This window comes from Streptococcus cameli, from assembly GCF_053207365.1.
In genome coordinates this window covers 271,708-292,811 of the sequence record NZ_JBRUIM010000001.1, presented here as the reverse complement: position 1 = coordinate 292,811, position 21,104 = coordinate 271,708, and the positions used below count along the sequence as shown (strand labels likewise).

Sequence of the window (21,104 nt, the reverse complement as noted above, 5' to 3'; positions counted from 1 at the left end):
GAGATTTCAATGAAACGAAATCCTGCCCTACCACTCACCGAAACCAGTTACTACATATTGCTCTCTTTTTTGGAACCCCGCCATGGCTACGCTGTCATGCAAGAGGTCGAAAAAATGAGTCAGGGGGATGTCAAAATTGCCGCTGGTACCATGTATGGCGCAATTGACAACCTCTTAAAGTCTGGTTGGATCCTGCCAGTTGCAAGTCAAGATGCCAGACGCAAAACTTACCAAATTAGTCCCCTTGGCAAGGAATTGCTCCAACACGAAACCCAACGCATTCGTAAACTCAGCCGTATTGCTGAAAAACTAGATTTTTAGGAGTTGCTTATGAAAAAATGGAAAATCTTTTCCCACCTAAAAGACGAGGAAAATTGGATCAACAGTATTCAAGAAACAGGCTACCAACTTGAAAATGTCAATCTTTATCTAGGGATTTATCACTTTACACCCTGTCCTCCTCAGACTATCTCACCTATACGCATCGATTACCGTAGCAACTTTTCCAAAGAAGCCTACCAAGATTATTTAGCCTTATACCTAGATAGTGGTTGGGAGTTGATTTCTGGGCACCAAACCAGTGGCATACAGTATTTCAAGAAACTCCAACACGCCTCAGAAGATACCCTGTTTTCAGACCAGGAATCCCAAAATGCTTTTTACAAACGCTACCAGCAAAATGCTTTAACATATGCCTTTGTATTTCTTTGCTACACGTTTTTGCATCTTCAAGTAGCCAATAACCAAACGTACAGCATTTGGAACCCCAAAACCTTATTTTTAACACCCGATTTATGGCAAAAGGAGGGTGGTGCTTTCTGGTCTGCTTTCTTGTTTGAATTACCCTTCGCCTTCTTCCGAAGCGGACTCATCATTCTCATCATGTTTGCCGGAGCTCTTTTCTATCTCTACATCGCCTATCGCGCAAAACCTAAAAAATAAACTCTATTAGACACCCGACTACATATTGCGGTGTCTTTTTCTTTGTCCAAACACCACGAAAAAAGCGACCAGTTTTATCAACTAGTCGCTTTTTGATAGCTATTTTCATTAGATTTGAAATCAACGGTTATTTGCGTTTTGGTGGGTTGTGGATTGCAACACCAAGTACGTCCAAGAAGGCTTCGTACATAACCTCTGAGAAGGTTGGGTGTCCATGGATTGATGCCGCAACATCATCAACTGTCAATTCAGACTCCATGATGGTTGCTGCTTCATTGATCATATCCGCAGCGATTGGACCAATGATGTGAACACCAAGGATTTCATGGTATTTCTTATCAGCAATGACCTTAACAAATCCATGTGCTTCACTTGAGGCAATGGCACGACCGTTACCTGTAAAGCTGTTGCGTCCGATTAAGATATTGTCTTTACCATATTTCTCAATCGCTTGTTCTTCTGTCAAACCAACCATGGCAATTTCAGGATGAGTGTAAACTGCAGCTGGTGTGAAGTCCAGTTTCGCTTTATGGTGGTTGCCTTTAATGGCATTTTCAGCCGCCACTTCACCCATGCGATAAGCTGCGTGAGCAAGCATTTTCGTACCGTTAACATCACCTGGTGCATAGATACCTGGGATAGATGTTTCTTGGTAAGCATTGACCTTGATACGACCACGGTCCATTTCAAGGTTCAAGTTCTCAAGGCCAGCCAATTGTGGTACACGTCCGATAGACAAGAGGGCACGATCTGCAACCACTTCTTCACCATTGTTGAGTTTGATGGTCAAGTTGTTGCTGCCTTCAACGATTTCAGATACACCAACAGATGTCAAGAACTTCATACCTTTCTTAGAAAGGACTTTTTGAAGCTCAACAGAAATTTCACGGTCCATACCTGGAATGATGCGGTCTGCCATCTCGATAACAGTTACTTCTACACCGTAGGATGCCCATACAAGTCCAAGCTCGACACCGACTACACCACCACCCATGACAGCGAGTGATTTCGGCATTTCACGAAGGTCAAGGATATCATCTGATGTCAAGACAAATTTAGAATCGATACCTGGGATATTGATACGAGATACTTTAGAACCCGTTGCAAGAACGATCGAACGTCCTTTGATCGTTTCTGAACCAATTGTAACAGTCTTGTCAGGGTTAACTTGACCAAGTCCGTTAAAGATGGTTACTTTGTTCGCTTTCAAGAGACCTTGAACACCACCTGTAAGGGTCTTAACAACTGAGTTCTTGAAGTCAACTGTTTTGTCCATATCGATAGTGTAGTTTGTTGAAGCCAAGTTGATACCACGACCAGCGGCAATCTTCAAACCATCAAGGATTTCAGCGTTTTTAAGGTAAGTCTTGGTTGGGATACAGCCGACGTTCAAGCAGGTACCACCAAATTCAGATTTTTCAACGATGGCAATCTTACCACCAAGTTGCGCACCACGAATGGCTGCGTAGTAACCAGCAGGTCCACCACCAACAACAATCATGTCATACTCATCAGCAGCCAATTCTGCTTTTGGTGCAGCTGGAGCTGCAGCAGCAGGGGCAGCAGGAACTTCAAGACCAGCAGCTTTCAAGTCTGCTTCCGCTTGAGCAACAGCAGCTGCAGGAGCTGCAGCAGCACCTTCTTCAACCACTTCGCCTTCAGCACCGATGTAACCAATAACTTCTGTTACAGGAACTGTTTCACCGTTTCCACGAACGATTTTGATCAAGACACCTGAATCTTCCGCTTCTAATTCCATGCTGGTTTTGTCAGACATCATCTCTAAGATCACATCACCTTCATTGACAACATCACCTTCTTGTTTTTTCCACTCGATGATTTCGCCTTCTTGCATGTCAACGCCGAGTTTCGGCATAATAATTTCAACAGCCATTTTTTTATTTCCTTTCGAATAAGATACAAAATAAATTCATTTTCTTCCTTACTCGTCTGATAAGACAAGTAGTCGTTTCTGTCAGGTAACCTCTAAAGCACACAGACAGGTCATTCGTTACAACATCAAATCAACAACTCTAATGGATTTTCCAACAAGTGCTTCAAGTCAACCATGAATTTCGCACCATTCATACCATCAATAATACGGTGGTCGATGGTCAAGCAAAGGGCCATAATTGGACGAATTTTGATTTCACCGTCGATGACTACTGGTGTTTGAACAGTTGATGCAACACCTAAGATAGCAGAGTTTGGTTGGTTGATGATTGGGTTGAAAGTTTTTGTACCAAACATACCCAAGTTGGTGATAGAGAAGGTCGAACCGGACATCTCTGCACCTTTTAATTTACCAGATTGAGCTTTTTTGATAACATCTTTTGATGCCACAACAAAGTCTGATAAACTCATCTTATCTGCGCCATGAACAACTGGTACAACTAGTCCTTCATCCAAACCAACCGCAATCCCTAAATTCACAAATTTGTGCAATTCAATTTCTTGGGCATCGTTGATAAGAGAAGCATTCATATAACGGTGCTCTTCTTTCATCAAGGTACGCGTTACAGCAAGTCCGATCAAATCCGTAAAGGTTACTTTCAGACCTGTTTTGTTCATGATTGGCTCAAGAACTTGTTTACGAAGCGCCATCAAATTGGTCATATCGATGTCGTAATTCAAGGTAAAGGTTGGCGCTGTCAAGTAAGAGTTGACCATACCTTTTGAGATTGCCTTACGCATTGGGCTCATCTTGATGATTTCAACGCCTTCTGGTAATTCTTTAGCAGGTTTTTCTGCTGCAGCAGCTTTTGGAGCTGCTTGTGTTGGAGCTTGCGCTTCAAGAATAGCTAGGATATCTTCTTTAACAATCTTGCCACCGACACCGGTACCAATAATACTTGCAAGATCAATTCCCTTGTCTTCTGCCATACGACGAGCCAATGGAGTTGCTTTTGGTTGCGCACCTTTAAATTCTTCTACATCTGATTTATGTACACGACCATTTGCACCAGTCCCTGGAACAGTTCCCAAGTCGATGTTTAATTCGCGCGCCGCCTTACGAGCTGCAGGGGTTGCCCGAACTTTTTCACCACCTTGAGGAGCTGCTGCTACTGGAGCAGGAGTTGCTGGAACTGCCTCTTTAGGTGCTTCTGTTGCGACTACTGGAGCATCACCAGTTCCTGGAGATGAAGTAGCAACGACTGTCTCATCAATTGTCTCCCCTTCGCTTCCTAAGTAGGCAATGACTTCTGTAACCGGCACTGTTGCACCATTTCCATGGACGATTTTCAAGAGAACACCAGATTCTTCTGCTTCCAATTCCATGCTGGTTTTATCAGACATCATTTCCAAGATGACGTCACCTTCATTGACAAAGTCGCCTTCTTGTTTTTTCCACTCGATGATTTCGCCTTCTTGCATGTCTACACCGAGCTTAGGCATGATAATTTCTACTGCCATCTTATCTTCCTTTCTTCTGATTCTTAGTTATTGCTATTCAATGTCAAAGCTGGTTATCCAATTGCAGATAAACCAGCTCTTTTAGACAGAACATAAACTAGGAATTGATTCTTATCCTTTGTTGACTTGCTTGTAAATGGCTGCCTTGATTTTTTCAACGTTTGGCAAGACTGCATTTTCCAAGTTGTTGGCATACGGTACTGGAACGTCATCTGATGCAATACGAACAACAGGCGCATCCAAGTAGTCAAAGGCTTCACTTTCTGTGATGACTGAAGCAATCTCACCGATAAAGCCACCTGTCTTATAAGCGTCATTGACAAGGATAACCTTACCAGTCTTCTTAACTGATTCAATAATCAATTCTTTATCCAATGGAATAAGGGTACGTGGGTCAACGACTTCAACGCTAATTCCTTCTGCAGCTACTTCTTCAGCAGCTTTCAAGACACGCTCCAACATACGTCCGTAAGAGATAATGGTCACATCTGTTCCCTCACGTTTGATTTCACCTTTGCCAAGTGGGATATAGAAGTCTGGATCTTGGTTTACTTCCTCTTTTTTACCATAAAGAGCTTTTGGCTCCAAGAAGATAACAGGATTGTTGTCCAAGATAGAAGATTTCAAAAGACCTTTAGCATCGTTAGCAGTACCAGGTGCAACCACTTTGATCCCTGGAATATGAGTCAACCATGCTTCAAGAGATTGCGAGTGTTGGGCTGCTGAACCAATACCTGAACCTGATGCAACTCGGAACGTTACAGGTGTTTTCAAGCCGCCACCAAACATGTAGTTGGTTTTTGCTGCTTGGTTGACAATTGCATCCAAGGCAATGGTAATGAAGTCCATGAAGGTCAAGTCAACGATTGGGCGAAGACCAGTTTGGGCAGCACCTACTGCTGAACCGGCAATCGCAGCCTCTGAAATAGGCGTGTCGCGAACGCGTTTTGGTCCAAACTCTTCCAACATACCAACAGAGGTACCAAAGTCTCCTCCGTAGATACCAACGTCTTCTCCCATCAAGAAGACTTTTTCGTCCTTGCGCATTTCTTCACTTTGAGCCAGGTTAATTGCCTCACGCAAGGCCATTACTTTCATTTCTGACATGTATTCTTTCTCCTCTAAATAAAATACTGATTGATTTTTTGCTTAATCTACAAATACGTCTTCGAATGCAACAGACACATCTGGGAATGGACTTTCTTCTGCAAATTTCACAGCGTCTTCCACTTGTTGTGCCACTTGTGCTTCGATTTCGCTCAATTCTTCTTCAGTCGCAATCTTATTTTCAATCAAGTACTTACGGTAGCGTTTTACTGGATCTTTTGCTTTCCAAGTGTCTACTTCTTCTTTGGTACGGTATACACCAGCATCAGCGGTTGAGTGACCAAACCAACGGTATGACTCCACTTCGACTAGAGCAGGACCATTACCAGCACGAACATATTCAATCACTTCTTGCATTTTTTCATAGACAGCGATGATATCATTTCCGTCTTCAACATAATGACCTGGCATACCGTATGCATCTGCACGCATGTAAAGGTGTGGGATTTTAGTTGAGTAGTTGATGTCTGTTGAAATACCATAACGGTTGTTTGTGATAAAGAAAATGACTGGTAAATTCCAAACCGCTGCCAAGTTCATTGACTCATGGAAAGAACCTTCATTGGTCGCAGAATCTCCTGAAAAAGCAATAACAATGTTATCTGTTCCAAGGTACTGTTGGGTAAGGGCTGCACCAACCGCGAGGGCATATCCACCACCAACGATACCATTTGAACCGAAGTTTCCTTTTTCAACGTTGGCCAAGTGCATGGAACCACCGCGTCCTTTTGACGTACCTGTTGCACGACCTGCCAATTCAGCCATCATACCGTTGATGTCGATACCCTTTGCGATAACATGACCATGTCCACGGTGGTGTGAAAAGATAATATCTTGATCAGTCAAGCTAGCAATCGGACCAACTGCTGCTGCTTCTTCACCAACTGAGAAGTGTGTCATACCTTGAACGAAGCCACGACGGACCAATTTGTTCAATTTCATATCCACATCACGAATTTGTTGCATTTTTAAGAACATATCCAAATGTTGTTCTTTAGAGATAGATACCATAGTTCCTCCAAAATTATTCTAATTCACTACTTATGATAGACCAAAAATTCACAAATAGCAAATAATTTAACCGATTTCTACTATGAAATACCATCTAAAAAACCCTGTTATGTCACAGATTTTTCTAACAATTCTTTTTATAATCTAGAAAGAAAGTGTTGTTTTTCACAATGTTTTCAAAAAACATTGTCAACCGCTTACTTTTATGCTAACATAGACGCTGGAGGATGCTATGGACATTGATTTCTTTTTATTAATTTGTAACTATATTGGCACCATCGCTTTTGCTGTTTCTGGTGTTGTTAAAGGCTTTAAAAAAAATCTAGACATTTTTGGTATCACTCTCTTAGGAATGATTACAGCCGTAGGCGGAGGGATTCTTCGAGATTGCTTAATCAATCGGATTCCGGTCGCCTTAACTGATCCCACGTCTATCTATTTGTCTATTGTCGTGGCACTTGTCATGTATGTCGTTGTCATTACCAAGAAAAATGAAACACCTAGAGAAAAGCAGATGATTCAATTTTTGACCACTACAAACCTTGTATTTGATGCCATTGGGTTAGCGATTTTTTCTCTTATTGGAGCTAGTGCAGGTGTGCGATTAGAGCTAAATTTTCTAACATCTGGTATACTGGCAACGTTAACAGGTGTCGGAGGCGGAATTATCCGAGATTTGCTGGTCAATGAAACACCTATCGTGTTGAAAGAAGATGTTTATGCTGTACTAGCCTTCGTTGCTGGCATCAGCTACCATATCCTCGTGTTGGATTTTCACATGCAGCGTATCCCAGTTTACCTGATTCTCTTTACCATTTTCTTATTGATACGCTTAGCAGTTATTAAATACAAGATTCAGCTGCCAAATATGGAACGTAAGTCCAAATCATTGAATAACCCTCACTAGTCGTTGTCTTCACCTATTTTCAATAGGTGTTTTTTGTTCATGCTATGTGAATAAACAACAAGTCAAAATTCTCGCAATATCTAATTCCCTGTGATAGAATAGCACCGTAAAAATTTGAAAAGGGGACTTCATTCTCATGAGTCAAAGAAAAATTTCTGCTTCTGCAGCTATGTTAAACGTCTTAAAAACGTGGGGCGTTGATACAATTTATGGTATTCCTTCAGGAACATTAAGCTCATTAATGGACGCTTTAGCTGAAGACAAGGACATCAACTTCTTACAAGTTCGCCACGAAGAAACTGGTGCTCTTGCTGCTTTGATGCAACGCAAATTCGGTGGATCAATCGGGGTCTGCGTTGGTTCTGGTGGACCAGGTGCAACACATTTGATCAATGGAATTTACGATGCAGCTATGGATGCTACTCCGATGTTAGCTATCTTAGGTTCACGTCCTGTCAACGAATTGAACATGGATGCTTTCCAAGAATTAAACCAAAATCCAATGTACCATGGTGTTGCCGTTTACAACAAACGTGTTGCATATGCTGAACAATTGCCAAAAGTAATTGATGAGGCTTGTCGTGCAGCAATTGCTAAAAAAGGGCCTGCAGTTGTTGAAATCCCGGTTAACTTTGGTTTCCAAGAAATCGATGCAGATTCTTACTACGGATCAGGTCAATACGATCGTACATTTGTTGCACCAGCTTTGAACGAAGTCGAAATCGATAAAGCCGTTGAAATCTTGAACAAGGCTAAACGCCCAGTAATCTATTCTGGTTTTGGTGGTGTTGGTGCTGGTGAATTGGTAACGGAATTATCTCGTAAAATCAAAGCACCAATCATTACAACTGGTAAAAACTTTGAAGCATTTGAATGGAGCTACGAAGGCTTGACTGGTTCAGCTTACCGTGTTGGTTGGAAACCAGCCAACGAAGTGATCTTTGAAGCAGATACTGTTCTCTTCATGGGTTGTAACTTCCCATTCTCAGAAGTATACAATACCTTCAAAAATGTTGAAAAATTCATCCAAGTAGATATCGATCCTTACAAACTTGGGAAACGTCATGCCCTTGATGCTTCTATCCTTGGTGATGTTGCGGAAGCAACAAAAGCAATTACTGCTAAAGTTGATGCTGTTGAATCAACACCATGGTGGAGAGCAACTGTTAAGAACAACCAAAACTGGCGCGATTACATGAACAAGCTTGAAGGTAAAACTGAAGGCGAATTGCAATTGTACCAAGTATACAATGCAATTAACAAATACGCTGACGAGAATGCTATCTACTCTATCGACGTCGGTAACTCTACACAAACCTCTACACGTCACTTGCACATGACACCTAAGAACATGTGGCGTACGTCTCCATTGTTTGCGACAATGGGTATTGCCCTTCCTGGTGGTATCGCTGCGAAAAAAGACAACCCAGACCGTCAAGTATGGAACATCATGGGTGATGGCGCATTTGGTATGTGCTACCCAGACGTGATTACAAACGTTCAATACAACTTGCCAGTTATCAACGTTGTCTTCTCAAACGCTGAATATGCCTTCATCAAGAACAAGTATGAAGATACCAACAAACACTTGTTTGGTGTAGACTTCACTAACCCTGACTACAAGATGATTGCTGAAGCACAAGGTGCTATCGGTTTCACTGTTAACCGTATCGAAGATATTGATGCCGTTGTTAAAGAAGCAGTTGAACTCAATAAAGCTGGTAAGACAATCGTGATTGATGCCCGCATCACTCAACACCGTCCAATCCCAGTTGAAGCTCCTGAACTTCGTTTGGATCCAAAAGCCTACTCTGCTGAAGAGATTGCTGCTTTCCGTGAAAAATACGAAGCAGAAGAATTGGTACCATTTAGCCAATACCTTGCTGAAGAAGGCCTTGAGTCTCGTAACTACAAGTAAGACGATAGCTATAATAGCAAATAACCCTCTCAATCGAGAGGGTTATTTTTACGATCAAAAAAAGTAGCCTAAGGCTACTTTTTTATTGTTTGCTTTCTAAATCGCGCAGCATTTGATCAATCTTATTCCCATACTCGATGGATTGATCTTTTTCAAAAGCCAAATCAGGAATTTTGTATAACTTCAAATTCCGTCCCAATTCGCGTTTGATAGTACCAGTTGCTTTTTCCAAACCAGTTTGGGCTTTTTGATTGTCAGACGCTAGCGTACTGTGGATGGTATAGTAGATTTTTGCTAGTGACAAATCACCTGTCATATGGACATCTGTAATCGTCACTCCTTGGACACGAGGGTCACGAACTTTCTTTTGCAGAATGTCATTGACTTCCCGTTTGATCTCCATACCGACACGGTCGCTACGAAAATGATTGGCCATGATGGCTCCTTTCTAATCTTGTAAAAGGAAAGCTGAGAGACCTCTCAGCTTTTTTATAATCGTTTATTTTTTAATTTCTTCCATGATGTAGGCTTCGATAGTATCATCCACTTTCAAGTCGTTGTAATTGTCAATCATCAAACCACCCTCTTGGGCATTTCCGACTTCTTTTACATCATCCTTGTAATGTTTCAAGCTGACCAATTTGCCATCGTGAACAACCACACCGTCACGGATAACACGGACACTTGAGTCACGGGTAACTTTACCATTGATTACCATAAAGCCGCCGATAGTTCCCACTTTTGATACTTTAAAGGTCTCACGGATAATTGCTTCACCAATCACTTTTTCTTCAAATTCAGGATCCAACATACCTTTCATGGCATCTTCCATTTCTTCGATCACCTTGTAGATAATGCTGTGGAGACGAATTTCAACTTCATCAGCATCTGCTTGTTGGCGAGCCATTGGGGTCGGACGAACATTAAAGCCGATAACCAAAGCATTTGAAGCTGCAGCCAAGGTAATGTCTGATTCATTGATAGCACCAACCGCCGAATGGACGATAGTCACTTTTACACCTTCTACATCGATCTTCATAAGAGAAGAAGCCAAGGCCTCAACAGAACCTTGTACGTCTGCCTTGATAATCACATTAACAGATTTGACTTCACCAGCTTTAAGGGTATCAAAGAGGTTTTCAAGGTTGACACGTTGAGTTGCCTGACGTTGCTTGAGAAGTGCTCGTTTCGCCCGTTCTTCACCAGCTGCACGAGCTGATTTTTCATCTTCGTAAACCGCAAAGTGGTCCCCTGCCATCGGCGTTTCGTTTAAACCAGTGATGGAAACTGGTGTCGATGGACCCGCAACCTTGACACGGCGTCCAAGGTCATTTGTCATAGCACGAACACGTCCAAAGGTATTTCCGACAACGATTGGATCTTGTACATTCAAGGTACCTTGTTGGACCAAAAGGGTCGCAACTGCACCTTTTCCTTTGTCCAAGTGAGCTTCAATTACCGTACCGATGGCACGAACAGTTGGATCAGCCTTCAACTCTTGAATTTCAGCTACAAGGAGTACTGTTTCCAACAACTCATCGATGTTCTGATTGAATTTAGCTGAAATTTCAACAAACTCAGATTCACCACCCCAAGCAGTTGAGATTACACCGTGTTCAGCCAACTCACCGATTACACGTTCTGGGTTTGCACCTGGTTTATCGATTTTGTTGATGGCTACAATGATTGGAACTTCTGCAGCTTTTGAGTGGTTAATCGCCTCGATTGTCTGTGGCATAACACCATCATCTGCTGCAACCACCAAGATGGTCAAGTCAGTGACAGAAGCTCCACGAGCCCGCATGGAGGTGAAGGCCGCGTGACCTGGTGTATCCAAGAAGGTAATTTTCTTGCCATTTTCTTCGATTTGGTAGGCACCGATATGCTGGGTAATCCCCCCTGCCTCGCCAGTTGCAACACGCGAATTCCGAAGGGTGTCCAAAAGCGTTGTTTTACCGTGGTCAACGTGTCCCATGATGGTCACAACTGGTGGACGTTCCACTAATTGGTCTTCATTGAGGTACCCTTCTTCGACAAAGAAACGCTCAATGTCAGCATTGTCTACTTCAACTTTTTCCTTGGCTTCAATACCGTAATCAACCAAGAGCAATTCGATGGTATCTCCATCCAAAGATTGGTTTTGTGTCGCCATGACACCCATCATAAAGAGTTTCTTAACGATTTCAGCAGGTTCGCGTTTGATGCGTTTTGCAATGTCCGCAACCGTCATACCTGGTGTGTATTCTAATTCTGTTGGCAATTCATGGAACTTACGCTCTGTCACAGGTTTTGCCACAGGTGCATTCTTGCCTCGTTTGTTCTTTTTATTATTGTTCCAGTTACTATTTCTTTGATTTCTCACTTGATTTTGATTATTTCGATTCTTTTGTTGTTTGCGTGGGCCATCTTCCAAATCGTTTGTAAACTCGCGTTTTTTATCGACTTTGGCCTGTTTCTTCCGACGAGTATCTACTGCTGGAGTTGCAACAGGAGGTTGAACAACTGGTTTTACTTCAATAACCGGTTCTTCAAACTTGATTTCTTTTGGTTTTACCTGTTTTTGTTTCTTAGCTTCTTGAGCTTGACGGAAACGCTCTTCGCTACCACGAGCGTACTCTGCATTTTGTTCTGCTTTTAAGGCTGCTGCCCGAGCCTTAAAATCAATTTTGGGAGCAGCTGGACGCTGTTGTTGCCCATAGCCTTGTTGCTGGTCACGGCGTCCTTGTTGTGGACGGTTATCGCGATTTCGATCATTACGACGTTTATTTTCATTGCGATTGTTTGAACGGAAATCACGGCGTTCCCCACGCCCTTGTTCTTGATTCGGTTTTTGCTGTTGACGCTTAGCCCTTTTTTCAGCTTCTGCTTTTGCACGCGCTTCACGCTCTGCTTTAAAATTTCGACTTTGTGGCCGAACAGGAGCTGGTTTTGCTTCTGTTACTGCTTTCTCAGCTGGCGCAACAGGCGCCTTCTGTTCCACTTTTTCTGCTTTCGGTTGTTCGTTCTTAACTTCTTTTTTTACCGGTTCTACTTCAACCGGTTTTGAAGTTGCAGTTTTTGCAGGGCTTTTAGCTTTCTCAGCAGATGGGGAACCGAAGCTAGCTGCAATTTTTGCTGCTGCCGCCTCCTCTACACTGGAAGCGTGACTTTTGACTTCAAAACCTAGTTCCTGTGCTTTGGCAACAACTTCTTTACTGGCTACGCCCAATTCACGGGCGATTTCATTTAATCTCTTCTTAGACAATTTCTTGTCCTCCTGTTCTATTCCATAATAGACCTCATTTTCTTAGTAAATCCAGCATCTGTTAGGGCAATCGCCTTGCGGCTTTTGCCAACAGCAGTGCTTAATTCCAGCGTTGAAAACGCGGTGACAACGTCTACCTGATAAGACTGACTCTTATCGCTTACTTTTTTACTTAAGTTGTGGGCAGCATCATTGGCTAAAAACACCAACTTTGCCTGACCTTTTCGGATGGCCTCTACCACAAATTCTTCACCAGATACTAGGCAATTGGCCCGTTGGGCCAATCCGAGTAACTGCAATATTTTTTGTTTCTTATTCGAGTCCAAGCTCTCTCCTTTTGACCTTGTGGTCAACATAGGCAATCAATTCGTCATAAAACTCAGCCGGTACTTCCATGCTAAAAGAGCGATCAAACACCCGTCTCTTTTGGGCTTGTTGAGCCTCTTCATTAGACAATTTAATATAAGCACCACGGCCGTTTGCCTTCCCGGTTGGATCTATAAAGATGTGCCCGTCCTTGTTTTTTACAATTCTGAGAAGGTCTCGCTTGTCAATAATCTCTCCAGAAACAACTGACTTTCTTAATGGGATTTTTCTAGCTTTTGCCATAATGCCCCCTTAATCTTCTTGACTTTCCTCTGCTGTCTCTTCCGTCACATCTCCGTATAGTGCTGCTTCCATGGCTTCAAATTCTGAAGCGGACTTGATATCAATGCGGAAGCCAGTTAAGTGAGCAGCCAAGCGGACATTTTGACCACGACGACCAATTGCAAGGGACAATTTGCTATCTGGCACAACAACTGTCGCGTGTTTGCCATCTTCTGTATCAAACAGAACTTGGTCTACTTCAGCAGGTGCAATGGCATTGTAAATGTATTCTGCTGGATCTGCAACCCACTCAATGACATCGATATTTTCCTCAGTTGGAATCATCCGATCAGACTTAGCATCGTAGCGTGCTGGGTGGAATTTGCTGGTAATCTTTTTAATATTGGCTCCGCCACGACCAACGATAGTACCAATGGCATCCACATTTGGATTGTGACTGCGAACAGAAATCTTCGTGCGATCTCCTGCTTCACGAGCCACATTCATGATTTCAACTGTTCCGTCATAAACCTCTGGAATTTCTTGTTCCATCAAACGCTTGATCATCTCTGGGTGACTACGACTAACAAAGACATTGACTCCACGGCCGTTGTCTTCTACCTTGTAGACATAGACTTCGATACGGTCATGGGATTGGAAAACTTCTCCAGGGATTTGGTCCTGCTTAGACAACTGCGCTTCAATCGTTCCTAAATTTACATAGATAAAGCGATTGTCAAAACGCTCTACCGTTCCCGACATGATTTCATTCTCATGTTCTTTGTAGGTGTTATAGGTAATAGCACGCGTTTGCTTGCGCATTTTTTCCATAATAGTTTGTTTGGCTGATTGGGCTGCAACCCGTCCAAACTCTCCAGGTGCTTCTTCAAATTTGATCTTATCTCCTAATTCATAGGCAGATGAAATCGCTAGGGCATCTTTCAACGAAATCTCTAGACGACTGTCAAAGACCTCATCAACGACTTCACGAACCGTGTAGACACGAAAATCACCTTTTTTCTCATCAAATTCGATGGCTGCCGATTCAGATTGGCCATAACGGCGTTTGTAAGCAGAACGAAGTGATTCTGTCACCGCTTCGATAATGTCTTCTTTTTTTATACCCTTGTCTTCCTCTAAAATTCGGAAGGCTTCTAGCATTTCTTTACTCATGATGTATTCCTTTTGCTGGCAAAAGGTCCTTTCTTTTCTTCTTTTATAATTTAACCGCTAGGCGAGCTTTTGCAACAGATGCATAGGGAATGGACACTTCTTTTTGACGCGTCTTATCCATGTATTCTATCAGCAAGGTTTCGCCATCAAAGGAGAGTAGGGTTCCCTCAAATACTTTGATTTTATCAATCGCTTGATAGAGTTTAACGTTGATGTATTGACCAACAGCCTTTTCAAGTGCTTCTTTTGTTTTAAGCGGTCGCTCCAAACCAGGACTGGTCACTTCCAACATGTACTGTTCTGGGAATGGATCCGGTTTGATTTGGTCTAGCAAAGGACTGATTAACTCCGAAATTTCTGCTGTGTCATTGAGAGAAATCCCTCCCTCTTTATCAACAAAGACAGAGAGAACAAAATCACCACCCATTTTCCCGTATTCGACATCCACTAGTTCATAGGGAGCTTGAATAGCGGGTACGATGGCTTCTGTCACCAATTCAACAATTGTTGCCATACCTACCTCCTTTAAAATGAAAATGCTGAAAGGGTTGGCACAAGACCAACCCCCTTTTCATCTATTTTTTACTAGTATAGCATATTTCCCTTTGATTGTAAAGAAAAATACTTGACAATAACAGGCTTTATCCAAACCGTGCTTCCACCCGATAAATCGGCTGGCCTTTACTAGAGAATTTCTCTTCGTATTCGGTCATAATATTGCCTTCAAAATCACTGGCATGAAGGTCTAGCCATACTTGATTCAGAATCATGCCATACTGAGAAAAACTAGCCAAACTATATTCAAAGAGGCCACGGTTATCCGTCTTGAAGTGAATTTCTCCCTTTTCTGGTAAAATCGCTTCATAGGTTTCTAAGAAACTCTTGTAGGTTAAGCGGCGCTTGATATGGCGTTTTTTCGGCCATGGATCGGAAAAATTCAAGTAGAGACGATCAATTTCTCCATTATCAAAATAATTGGTTAAACTAGATCCGTCTACATAGAGCAATTTCACATTGGGCAAGCCTGCTTCGAGCGCCTTATCAAGGGCATAGCTCAAGACAGATTGTTGTACATCAATCCCAATGTAGTTGATAGTTGGATTTTGAACGGCCATTCCTGTAATGAAACGACCTTTACCAGACCCAACTTCAATGTGAATGGGATTGTCGTTGCCAAATATCTCTGACCAGCGCCCTTTGCATTCTTCGGGATTGGAAATCACATATTGGGGATTGTTGCGAAGGAAATCCCCAGCTCCTTTTCGATTTCTAACTCTCATAGTTCCTTATAGAATCGCTCACGAAATTGGCGAAGGGCATAAATTTCTTTATTGGCCGCCTCCATATCGTAGCTTTCAACATGTTTTGTAATTTGATTGAGATAACCTAGCTGCCCATACCAATAAACTTTACTAAGAACAGCGCGGTTGTACTTATAACCATAAGACTTTAACCACTCTTCCCAACCGGAGCGAGGAATGTAGTGGGTCAACAGATAAGCCACATCCATCATGCGATCGGTGATACAGGCCGTCTCCCAGTCTGTTAAATAAACCAGTCCACTGGTCGTTTCCACCCAGTTTTTATGGTGCAAATCACCGTGAACAAAAGTAGCAACTTCCTGATGAAAAGATGGTAAATTGTTAAGCAAATCATCACAAACCGCCAACAAATAGCTGTTTTGACGAAGACGATTTGGTGCATCATCTTGCCATTTTTTAACCAAATCTTTCGGCTCTTGGTAGGTGTAATTTAATTGCAAGGCTTGATTGAGCAAGATACGTGAAAAATGCATACGAACAAGGATTTGGCGAACTTGTTTTTTACCCATATCTGCTTTTTCAAGCGTTCGTCCATTTAGCCATTCTTGTTCCACCCTTTGTCCCACACCAACTTCACGATTGGTCGCAATAATGGGTGGAGTGATTTGTTCTCTGGCTAAAGCAGACACGATTGGAGGCATTTCATATTTGACAAAAACCGGCGTACCATCTGAACGAAGACCCTTGTATGCTTTTCCACTATTCCCTGCGATTGATTGTAGTTGCAGGCCATTTGTATCAAATTGCATGCCTTTCCTCCTTTTAAAAATTCTATACTATTCTACTAGTTTTAAACACTTTAGTCAATCAATTTCTTTGCTTTTATTGGTAAATAGATTTCACACAAAAATATGGTAAAAAAAGGAAGGCCGATGACATAAAACTTCTCCGTCACAAAAAACAATCCAATGATAGAGTGCAGCCCTGAAATCACATAAAGCACGTTTTTTAAAACAGTTTGAAAGGACTTGATTTTTGCAGATAGGGATAGGGGATACAAACGGGCCATCGACTGGTAATCATAGACGCTAAACAGAGCCAATAGTTGAAACAACAACAAATACTGAAACAAAAATGCCAAACCAATGGCCAACCAAGATAGTTGAATACTGATCAAACAGATGGTACTCAGCACCGTTAACCGTATGCTCAGCCCTAGAAAGTCCCCTGAACGCAGGAAAGCTCTAGCATAAAGGTAGTTCCAAGTTCCTCTTTGGTGTCGAACACGAGGCAAAAGCCCATCTAAATACGCACGGCGTTTGACACTAGTTGTGATTCCCTTAACCTTGGTAAAGAGCGCGAAAAACTGCAGTATTCCTTGTTTGCGTTTTTCCTCTGCCTGAATGAGGCCAGCCCAGTCCAAACTTCCATTTGAGACAAACTTGTTCGCCTGTCCTTGAAGGAGCATTTTTTTACTAAGAGTCAACACCAGCACAAACAAGACAAATCCAATAAATGGCAGGCCTAATTTTTCGTAGAGAGGCAACAACAATACTTGCCCCAATAACTGAACACTTGCCCAGATAAGAAATTGTCGATTGCGAGCTGCTTGAACCCAACTAGTAACCTCTTTTTCTTTCACTAATAAAAATTGCTGGTCGGCTGCCTCTAGATAGGTAGCTGTCTGTCCTGCAAAAAAGAGCAACACTGTTATACCAGCCAACAAGACATAAACTCCCCATGGATTTTCTGGGAAATGAAGCAATAATTCACGGTATTGCAAAGATAAAAAACCGATAAATACTAAGAGAACTAAGACAAAATGGTCGTTCATTACATAGCGACTGTATTTGAGACAGCGTAAAAGAAACTCCTGTCGTCTTTTTCGAAAGATTTCCTGCATGCCTAGCCCTCTTCTCTCGTCAGGGCTAAGTAAATATCATTTAAACTAGCAGATGGGCTTCCAAATTGCTGTCGCAATGCTTGTAAATCCCCATCAGCCAATACTTGTCCCTTGTGCAGAATGATAAAACGATCACACATTTTTTCAGCAGAATCCAACACATGAGTAGACATCAAAATAGAAGCACCCGCTCTTTTGGCTTCTGCCAACAGATCAATCAAATCCTGAATAGCAATGGGATCCAGCCCTAAAAACGGCTCATCAACAATCAATAGCCGCGGTTCAATCATTAAGGCACAGATAATCATAACCTTTTGCTTCATGCCCTTTGAAAATTGGACAGGAAACCACTCTAATTTTTCATCCAGACGAAAGATTTTCAACAAACGTTCCGCACGCGAAAAAGCGATATCCCAGTTTAAATCGTAGGCCAAAGCAACCACTTCCAAATGTTCTTTCAGTGTCAATTCTTCATACAAAACAGGCGTTTCGGGGATAAAGCCAATCTTCTTGCGATAGGTTTCCGAAGACGCTTGTATGGTACTACCATCAATCCGAATTTCTCCCTGATAAGGACTTAATAGACCGATGATTTCTTTAATCGTCGTTGATTTCCCTGCACCATTTAGACCAATCAGACCAACCAGTTCCCCATCATTCACTTCAAACGAGACATCTTTTAAAACGAGAATATTGGCATAGCCACCAGTTAGTTTTTTGACTTCTAACATACACTTCTCCGATAATTTGATATAATGTAATTATATCAAAAATTCCATAAAGAGGTGCTGTTTATGTCAGATTGTATTTTTTGTAAAATTGTCGCTGGAGAGATTCCATCTTCTAAGGTCTACGAAGATGACAAAGTCTTGGCTTTTCTAGATATTACCCAAGTAACCAAGGGGCATACGCTCGTCATTCCAAAAAAACACTATCGAAATGTTCTAGAAATGACTGAAACAGCAGCCAGTGAGCTCTTTTCTCCTGTACCAAAAATCGCTCAGCACCTAAAAGAAACACTCGGAGCCAACGGTGTCAATATCATCAACAACAATGAAGAAGCCGCTGGCCAGACGGTTTTTCATACCCACATTCATCTGCTTCCTCGCTTTGATGAAACAGATGAATTAGCGATTCAATTTACTGCTCATGAGCCTGATTTTGCTGCCTTATCAGACTTAGCCACTCAACTATATCTAGGAGAATCCGCATGAAATTAACCAACCTCCTGCTAACAGGAACCAGCGCCGCCCTTGCATATCTTGCCGTTTCTCACAGAAAGAAGATTCAAGAAGAATTATCTGAAACGCAAAACTTCTTAAAAGAGGCTAAAACCAGCTACCAAACGATTCAAGAAAAATTGGCAATCATCCAAAGTTACAAAGAGCCCATTCAAGAAATGGCCGAAGAATTGCAATACAAATCCAAAGTCTTTCAAGAAGAAAGTCAAGTCCGTCTTAAAGAAATCAAAAAAATCCAAGAAAAATATACGTCCCCAGATAAAGAAAGTGAATAAAAATAAAGAGAGGAAGTCCTCTCTTTATTTTTATTCTGAATACGATTCGCTGGTTGATCCTGGGTAAGTTGTATAAGGATCAAGAACCGTAATTGAACTGCCACCACCAAATACTTTTTCATATACATTGGCATTGGTTTTTAATTCAACTGAGGTTGGCAATTCCAATGATTCTTTTAGAACATTTTGCATTTCTAATAAATGCTCACTCGTCGGAATACTATAATATACTTCATTTACCATTTGTCCATCACCTGTCAGCTGATAGGATTCAAGTGTATCCAGCGAGTCCTTATAGCCCAATAAAGAAGGAATGGTCCCTGCCGAAATCTCGATATCCGTTTGCATATTATCAGACAGTGCATCTAAGATGCCTTTGTACTGTGTAAACCCATCTAATTTTAACAATTTGGTAACAATCGCTTCAATAACTTCACGTTGGCGTTTTTGACGCCCAATATCACCTTCTGGATCATCATACCGCATACGGGCATATACCAAGGCTTGCTTCCCATTTATGTGTTGCTTACCTGGTTGAACAACTGAAGTGTAATCAGGTTCTTGGGCAGAAATGGAGATAGGAAAGCCCAAGGTATTATTGACTGTAATGCCTCCCAAGGCATCGACCAGGCTCATAAGACCATCCATATTGATTTGAATGTAATGATCTATATTGATGTCCATCATTTTTTCAACAGTCGCCATCGCCATCGGTGCTTGCCCGTAGGCATAGGAATGATTTAACTTTTCAACGGTTCCGCTAGATGTTCCATCTGGATTAGCGATTTCAACCATCGTATCCCTGGTCAAACTCATCATAACCGTTTTTTTAGTATTGGGATTAACTGTGACCAGAATCATCGAATCACTTCGACCTTCCCAGCCTCCACCTCTGGTAGCCAAATCTACATCGACCCCCATTAACAAAATAGAAAACGGCTTCGTTGCTTTAATCACATCTTCCTTGTCTCCATCGTCGTTTCCAAGTCTACGATAGGTCTTTGAAAAAGCGTTGTCTGAATAACTCAAGAGACTCTTACTATATACAACAACCGCTCCCGCTGAAAGCAAGAGGATAGCCATCAACATCAATACTATTTTTTTCCCGATTTTCATTCTTTATCCTCATCTATCATTCGACTCATCATATAGACGTCCAGAAAGTCCCCATCTTTTGTTTTTGCGCCTCGTTGTTTAGTGCCCTCTATTTCAAATCCCATTTTTTCATAAAGAGAAACCGCCCGTTGATTACGAGCTTGCACAGTTAGTTCCAACCGACGGATAATCCCTGAATACGAAGCCCAAATAATGGATTCTTCTAGTAGAATACGTCCAATTCCTTGTCCCCAATAATCCTTTGAAACTACAACAAAGACATCACCAATATGGTTTAATTGACAATGTCGCTCTGTCATGATATTGATCACACCAATGACCTGTTGCTCAATCTTTGCTAACAAGCAGAATCGGTCTTCTGCTTCATACTGTTCTTGCAGACTGCTAGCAAAAACTCCAATATCCATAGCCGACATAGCATCATTATATATTAAGAAATCTGATTCTTTTTGCACCTGTTGAAGCAGATTCAGGATAAACGGAGCATCTGCGCTTTGGGCTTCTTCAAAACGAACTTCGTATTCTATTTTCATTCCAATATGTCCTTTTTGAGTTGTTCTGAGCGATGACCGTGAGCAGTTAATTCGAGCAACCGTCCTTCCCCAGATACTTGTAGAGAAACCTGCAAATAGTCTCCTAATAAACTTGGCTCCAGTAACTCTCCCCACTCAATGACTGTGACGCCTTCTCCAAAGAGAAAATCATCCAAATCAATCGAATCTGGATCATCACCAATACGATATACGTCTAAGTGATAGAGTGGTACCCGTCCCTCATACTCTCGAACAATGGTATAGGTTGGACTTTTAATCATCTGGTCAATTTCTAAACCTTTTGCAATTCCTTTTGTCAGAGTCGTCTTGCCAGCTCCTAAATTTCCCGACAATACCAAGACATCTCGTTTTTGCAATAGATGGCCAATTTTTTGACCAATCACCATCAATTCTGATTCATTTTGACTATACATGTCAATCATTATACCATAAGGCAAAGCGATTTGTCA

22 protein-coding genes and 2 pseudogenes are annotated in these 21,104 nt (G+C 41.9%); 6 read left to right on the top strand and 18 right to left on the bottom strand.

Annotated features, from left to right (window positions below):
* Positions 1–9 precede the first annotated feature (9 nt).
* Together ACVR1I_RS01500 and ACVR1I_RS01495 are read left to right on the top strand one after the other, a co-directional pair.
* The gene (locus ACVR1I_RS01500; protein ID WP_447442277.1) at positions 10–321 is read left to right on the top strand and encodes a PadR family transcriptional regulator; all 312 of its coding nucleotides are present in this window, start codon (positions 10–12) and stop codon (positions 319–321) included.
* Positions 322–330: 9 nt separating this feature from the next.
* The gene (locus tag ACVR1I_RS01495) at positions 331–942 is read left to right on the top strand and encodes a DUF2812 domain-containing protein (protein WP_447442276.1); all 612 of its coding nucleotides are present in this window, start codon (positions 331–333) and stop codon (positions 940–942) included.
* 127 nt (positions 943–1,069) lie between these two features.
* Here ACVR1I_RS01495 and lpdA read toward each other — a convergent pair whose 3' ends face one another.
* From lpdA to ACVR1I_RS01475, 4 genes are all read right to left on the bottom strand, one after another.
* Positions 1,070–2,836, bottom strand: coding sequence for a dihydrolipoyl dehydrogenase (gene lpdA / locus ACVR1I_RS01490; RefSeq protein WP_447442275.1), 1,767 nt, complete (start codon positions 2,834–2,836; stop codon positions 1,070–1,072).
* 125 nt (positions 2,837–2,961) lie between these two features.
* Positions 2,962–4,356, bottom strand: coding sequence for a dihydrolipoamide acetyltransferase (locus ACVR1I_RS01485; protein ID WP_447442274.1), 1,395 nt, complete (start codon positions 4,354–4,356; stop codon positions 2,962–2,964).
* A gap of 111 nt (positions 4,357–4,467) precedes the next feature.
* Entirely contained in the window at positions 4,468–5,463 is a 996-nt protein-coding gene (locus tag ACVR1I_RS01480) for an alpha-ketoacid dehydrogenase subunit beta (protein WP_447442273.1), read from the bottom strand.
* A gap of 42 nt (positions 5,464–5,505) precedes the next feature.
* Positions 5,506–6,474 carry a thiamine pyrophosphate-dependent dehydrogenase E1 component subunit alpha gene (locus tag ACVR1I_RS01475; RefSeq protein WP_447442272.1) on the bottom strand — a complete coding sequence of 323 codons (969 nt, stop codon included), beginning with the start codon at positions 6,472–6,474 and terminating at the stop codon, positions 5,506–5,508.
* Positions 6,475–6,706: 232 nt separating this feature from the next.
* Between ACVR1I_RS01475 and ACVR1I_RS01470 the strand changes: the two genes are divergently transcribed.
* Positions 6,707–7,381, top strand: coding sequence for a trimeric intracellular cation channel family protein (locus ACVR1I_RS01470; protein ID WP_447442271.1), 675 nt, complete (start codon positions 6,707–6,709; stop codon positions 7,379–7,381).
* A gap of 136 nt (positions 7,382–7,517) precedes the next feature.
* Positions 7,518–9,299: a pyruvate oxidase gene (gene spxB, locus ACVR1I_RS01465; protein WP_447442270.1), complete on the top strand. Its 1,782-nt coding sequence runs from the start codon at positions 7,518–7,520 to the stop codon at positions 9,297–9,299.
* An 82-nt stretch (positions 9,300–9,381) separates the two neighbouring features.
* Here the strand turns inward: spxB and rbfA are convergent, their stop codons facing one another.
* The 11 genes and pseudogenes from rbfA to ACVR1I_RS01410 all read right to left on the bottom strand — a co-directional run bounded on the left by rbfA (position 9,382) and on the right by ACVR1I_RS01410 (position 18,200).
* On the bottom strand, positions 9,382–9,735 hold the full coding sequence (gene rbfA / locus ACVR1I_RS01460) for a 30S ribosome-binding factor RbfA (RefSeq protein ID WP_447442269.1): 354 nt from the start codon (positions 9,733–9,735) through the stop codon (positions 9,382–9,384).
* A 63-nt stretch (positions 9,736–9,798) separates the two neighbouring features.
* Positions 9,799–11,979, bottom strand: a pseudogene (infB, locus tag ACVR1I_RS01455) (translation initiation factor IF-2); the annotation flags it as partial.
* A 471-nt stretch (positions 11,980–12,450) separates the two neighbouring features.
* A pseudogene (locus ACVR1I_RS01450) lies at positions 12,451–12,507 on the bottom strand (hypothetical protein); the annotation flags it as partial.
* Between the two features lie 53 nt (positions 12,508–12,560).
* Positions 12,561–12,899 carry a YlxQ-related RNA-binding protein gene (locus tag ACVR1I_RS01445; RefSeq protein WP_447442268.1) on the bottom strand — a complete coding sequence of 113 codons (339 nt, stop codon included), beginning with the start codon at positions 12,897–12,899 and terminating at the stop codon, positions 12,561–12,563.
* The gene (rnpM, locus tag ACVR1I_RS01440; RefSeq protein WP_447442267.1) at positions 12,856–13,152 is read right to left on the bottom strand and encodes an RNase P modulator RnpM; all 297 of its coding nucleotides are present in this window, start codon (positions 13,150–13,152) and stop codon (positions 12,856–12,858) included. Before rnpM ends, ACVR1I_RS01445 begins: the two co-directional genes overlap by 44 nt.
* A 9-nt stretch (positions 13,153–13,161) precedes the next feature.
* Entirely contained in the window at positions 13,162–14,304 is a 1,143-nt protein-coding gene (gene nusA, locus ACVR1I_RS01435) for a transcription termination factor NusA (RefSeq protein WP_447442266.1), read from the bottom strand.
* Between the two features lie 43 nt (positions 14,305–14,347).
* Positions 14,348–14,818 (bottom strand): ribosome maturation factor RimP, encoded by a 471-nt coding sequence (gene rimP / locus ACVR1I_RS01430; protein ID WP_447442265.1) that lies wholly within the window; start codon positions 14,816–14,818, stop codon positions 14,348–14,350.
* Positions 14,819–14,945: 127 nt separating this feature from the next.
* Positions 14,946–15,584 carry a tRNA (guanosine(46)-N7)-methyltransferase TrmB gene (gene trmB, locus ACVR1I_RS01425; protein WP_447442264.1) on the bottom strand — a complete coding sequence of 213 codons (639 nt, stop codon included), beginning with the start codon at positions 15,582–15,584 and terminating at the stop codon, positions 14,946–14,948.
* Positions 15,581–16,375 (bottom strand): cell cycle regulator CcrZ, encoded by a 795-nt coding sequence (gene ccrZ, locus ACVR1I_RS01420; RefSeq protein ID WP_447442263.1) that lies wholly within the window; start codon positions 16,373–16,375, stop codon positions 15,581–15,583. Before ccrZ ends, trmB begins: the two co-directional genes overlap by 4 nt.
* 50 nt (positions 16,376–16,425) lie before the next feature.
* Positions 16,426–17,469 carry an ABC transporter permease gene (locus ACVR1I_RS01415; RefSeq protein WP_447442262.1) on the bottom strand — a complete coding sequence of 348 codons (1,044 nt, stop codon included), beginning with the start codon at positions 17,467–17,469 and terminating at the stop codon, positions 16,426–16,428.
* 2 nt (positions 17,470–17,471) lie between these two features.
* Entirely contained in the window at positions 17,472–18,200 is a 729-nt protein-coding gene (locus ACVR1I_RS01410; RefSeq protein WP_447442261.1) for an ABC transporter ATP-binding protein, read from the bottom strand.
* 63 nt (positions 18,201–18,263) lie between these two features.
* Between ACVR1I_RS01410 and ACVR1I_RS01405 the strand changes: the two genes are divergently transcribed.
* Together ACVR1I_RS01405 and ACVR1I_RS01400 are read left to right on the top strand one after the other, a co-directional pair.
* A complete protein-coding gene (locus ACVR1I_RS01405; protein ID WP_447442260.1) occupies positions 18,264–18,683 on the top strand; it encodes an HIT family protein in 420 nt (139 codons plus the stop codon).
* Positions 18,680–18,985, top strand: coding sequence for a hypothetical protein (locus ACVR1I_RS01400; RefSeq protein WP_447442259.1), 306 nt, complete (start codon positions 18,680–18,682; stop codon positions 18,983–18,985). The genes ACVR1I_RS01405 and ACVR1I_RS01400 overlap by 4 nt, the downstream gene beginning before the upstream one ends.
* Positions 18,986–19,015: 30 nt before the next feature.
* Here ACVR1I_RS01400 and lytR read toward each other — a convergent pair whose 3' ends face one another.
* Genes lytR through tsaE form a run of 3 tightly spaced genes read right to left on the bottom strand, consistent with a single transcriptional unit; the run spans position 19,016 to position 21,068 of the window.
* On the bottom strand, positions 19,016–20,101 hold the full coding sequence (gene lytR / locus ACVR1I_RS01395) for a glycopolymer--peptidoglycan transferase LytR (RefSeq protein WP_447442258.1): 1,086 nt from the start codon (positions 20,099–20,101) through the stop codon (positions 19,016–19,018).
* The gene (locus ACVR1I_RS01390; RefSeq protein WP_447442257.1) at positions 20,098–20,634 is read right to left on the bottom strand and encodes a GNAT family N-acetyltransferase; all 537 of its coding nucleotides are present in this window, start codon (positions 20,632–20,634) and stop codon (positions 20,098–20,100) included. The genes lytR and ACVR1I_RS01390 overlap by 4 nt, the downstream gene beginning before the upstream one ends.
* The gene (tsaE, locus tag ACVR1I_RS01385) at positions 20,631–21,068 is read right to left on the bottom strand and encodes a tRNA (adenosine(37)-N6)-threonylcarbamoyltransferase complex ATPase subunit type 1 TsaE (protein ID WP_447442256.1); all 438 of its coding nucleotides are present in this window, start codon (positions 21,066–21,068) and stop codon (positions 20,631–20,633) included. Before tsaE ends, ACVR1I_RS01390 begins: the two co-directional genes overlap by 4 nt.
* Positions 21,069–21,104: the final 36 nt, after the last annotated feature.